The following is a 3218-nucleotide window of genomic DNA, read 5'->3' as shown; positions in this document are numbered from 1 at the left end:
GAGGTGTAAGTGTGGTAACATATTTAGCTGACTGATACTAATAGGTCGAGGGCTTGACCAATAAAAAAGGATATTAATTATATACTATGTGCAATTTTGAAAGAACAAAATTCTTTCAAAAAATAAAGGAAACTCACTCAGCAAAGCTGAGGAGTACAAGACATTTGACAAAATCAGAGATTTTGAATGTCATAGCATCTAGTGATGATGGCATAGAGGAAACACTCCTTCCCATTCCGAACAGGACAGTTAAGCTCTATAGCGCCGATGGTACTGCATGGGAGACTGTGTGGGAGAGTAGGACATTGCTAGGTTTGATATGCGCCATTAGCTCAGTTGGTAGAGCACCTGACTCTTAATCAGGGTGTCCCCGGTTCGAACCCGTGATGGCGCACCAATACTTAGTTAATCTAAGTGATTTAATTTGTGATTCACTAGCTCAGTCGGTAGAGCACTTGACTTTTAATCAAGGTGTCTGGGGTTCGATTCCCCAGTGAGTCACCATTAAATTGTAAGAACTTGCTTAGCATTTAAATATAAAAATAAAAAAGCACTACTAGTGTAGTGCTTTTTTTATGCTTAAGAAAATATAAAATTTTCTTGAGAGTAAGTACTGGTTATTATTGTTTTTCTGATATGTGAGTTGAGAAAGATGATAAAAGATAATTGTAGATTGCAAAAGAACCAAAAACAAAATAGTTAAATTGCATTTAAAGAATTTTAAATCTATTACAAGGCTTTTAAATTTAAACATTTGTATTGTAAAAAAAGAAAATGACGTTTTAATTTATAAAACGTCATTTTTTAAATATAGATAAAATATCATTTTTTATAAAAACTATAAAGCTTTTTAAATGTTTGAGATCATCTTTTAAAGAAGAAGTATCATCTGATATTAATGAATCATCAGAATATAGGAAAAGTACAAAAAATAAAATTCCTAAATCTATATATATATCTTTAAAGTCAGCTATAAATAAGTTCCCAATTCCTATGAAATCTAAGCTTCCGCCATAAAACAATTTATCTATTAGAGAACATATAGCACCACATAATATGAAAACAAAACAGAAATCAAACCAAAAATTATTAGGTGACTTTTTTAATAGATATCTATACAATTCAATAAAAAGCAATATTGCTAGAATGTTAAATATAATCAGTAATGAAAAGCTAATGTTAGCATTATAGCGTGCATTTATCCAAGAACCATCTGTATTTATGATAGGTGTAAATGATAAAAAATTCTTTATTAGAGTGATATCTTTATTAAAGAAGAAGAATTTTATTATAATTTTTATTCCCTGATCTAACATTAATAAAATACAACTTAAAATAATTAAATATTTAGAGGATAGTTTTTTGTAGTTTTCTTTTAGCTTATAGAATAAATAACCTATTAACGCAAATATAAATATTAAAACGATATTCCATAGAATAATAGTTATATTATCAACTCTTCCTGTAACAGTTTCAAAAATAAAATAAATTAACCATAAAACAGGCAAAGTGAAAATTGATAAAAGTTTTTCTTTTGACATATAAATTCCTACTCAAAATATGGACAAGTATATCCGTTATGGTATTTTTATTTGGATAATAATTGTCTAGTAGCCTCTCCTTTCATATATAAAAAATAATTATATTACTAAGCAAGAAATTTTACTTTATTGCAGCTAAATATTTATGTATGCTTAGAAATATAATATTGTATTAAAGTAACGTTTCTTCGTCTTCGTATTTCCTCGATAGACAATTCTACTATAATAAATTTTAACATATAAATTATTATAATACATTATTAATAAATAAGAATATAAAAATAGTGTATAATATTACTGTAAACGTATAAGGGTGGTGGAGTTATGTTAACAATATTAGCAGTGTCAGATTCTATAGGAGAAACAGCAAACCAAGTTGCAATGGCTGCAGCTAGTCAATTTAAAGAAGGTGTAGAAGTTAAAAGATTTCCCTATACAAAAACACTAGATGATGTAGAAGAATTAATGAAGCGAATAGATCAATATGAAAAAACAATGATTGTATCGACTATAATAAGTGTAAATGTACGAGAATACTTAACACAAAAAGCAATAGATAAAAATATATATGTTGTAAATGTATTGGGACCAATAATTAATGTAGCATCAACATTATTAAATAAAGTGCCAGATTATAATCCAGGAGCAATGTGGAATACTGATGAAGAATATTTTAAGAGAATAGAAGCTATGGAGTTTGCAATGCAATATGATGATAGTAAGGATTATAGAGGATTAAAAAATGCAGATGTTGTTTTGGTGGGATTGTCAAGAACATCAAAGACACCATTATGTATGTATTTAGCGAATAAGGGGATAAAGGCTATAAATATACCATTAGTGCCAGAAGTACCAGTACCAGATGAGTTATTTCAAATAGATAGAAAAAAGGTGTTTGGATTGGTTATAAACCCATTGCAACTTATAGAGATAAGAAAAAAAAGATTAGATAAATTTCATAGAATACCATCAGATATAGAATATGCTGGCGATGCAAGGGTTTTAGAAGAATTTGAATTCTCAGATAAGATTATAAGAAAGATAGGATGTAAAACAATAGATGTTACTCAAAGAGCAATAGAAGATACAGCACTAATAATAATGGAATCAATAAAAAGTAAAAAGAAATAATGTAAACTATACCTAGAGTATCATTAAATGATATATGTAGAAAAATTAAGATATATAGAGTATTATTAAGTTAATTTATATGTATAATATATTAATTAATATTAATAATAAATATTTGTGTTATTATAAAACACGTCGCTGAGGTAGATAAGCAATAACTAAATAAAACAAATTTAAAAAAGTTTTTAAAAAGTTGTTGACAGATATTCGCTTAGGTGATAAGATAGAGAAGTCGCTTGAGGGCGACGAAGAAAAATTGGTCTTTGAAAATTGAACAGAATAATAAATTAAGAACCAGCAATTCTTTATGAGTAAGTTTTAAGAGCTATTAATGATTAAACTTTTTATTGAGAGTTTGATCCTGGCTCAGGACGAACGCTGGCGGCGTGCCTAACACATGCAAGTCGAGCGATGAAGCTTCTTCGGAAGTGGATTAGCGGCGGACGGGTGAGTAACACGTGGGCAACCTACCTCATAGTGGGGAATAGCCTCTCGAAAGGGAGATTAATACCGCATAAGATCGTAGTTTCGCATGAAACAGCGATA

The 3218-nt window shown here is 29.0% G+C and carries 2 protein-coding genes, 2 tRNA genes and 2 rRNA genes; 5 read left to right on the top strand and 1 reads right to left on the bottom strand.

The features are described 5' to 3' along the window. Positions 1–197: 197 nt before the first annotated feature. The 3 genes from rrf to KQI77_RS00030 all read left to right on the top strand — a co-directional run bounded on the left by rrf (position 198) and on the right by KQI77_RS00030 (position 504). Positions 198–314, top strand: a 5S ribosomal RNA gene (rrf, locus tag KQI77_RS00040). A 7-nt stretch (positions 315–321) separates the two neighbouring features. Continuing rightward, positions 322–397: transfer RNA gene (locus KQI77_RS00035), tRNA-Lys, on the top strand. A gap of 31 nt (positions 398–428) precedes the next feature. Continuing rightward, positions 429–504, top strand: a tRNA-Lys gene (locus tag KQI77_RS00030). 293 nt (positions 505–797) lie between these two features. Here KQI77_RS00030 and KQI77_RS00025 read toward each other — a convergent pair. Beyond that, positions 798–1541, bottom strand: coding sequence for a signal peptidase II (locus KQI77_RS00025; RefSeq protein WP_216387299.1), 744 nt, complete (start codon positions 1539–1541; stop codon positions 798–800). A gap of 324 nt (positions 1542–1865) precedes the next feature. On the opposite strand from KQI77_RS00025, the gene KQI77_RS00020 reads away from it, so the two are divergent. Beyond that, a complete protein-coding gene (locus KQI77_RS00020; protein WP_216387298.1) occupies positions 1866–2672 on the top strand; it encodes a pyruvate, water dikinase regulatory protein in 807 nt (268 codons plus the stop codon). 343 nt (positions 2673–3015) lie between these two features. Beyond that, positions 3016–3218: ribosomal RNA gene (locus KQI77_RS00015) — 16S ribosomal RNA — on the top strand; the annotation flags it as partial.

Source organism: Clostridium sp. MSJ-8 (assembly GCF_018918325.1).
Taxonomy (GTDB): domain Bacteria; phylum Bacillota; class Clostridia; order Clostridiales; family Clostridiaceae; genus Clostridium.
This window is presented reverse-complemented; position numbering and strand designations above follow the sequence as displayed.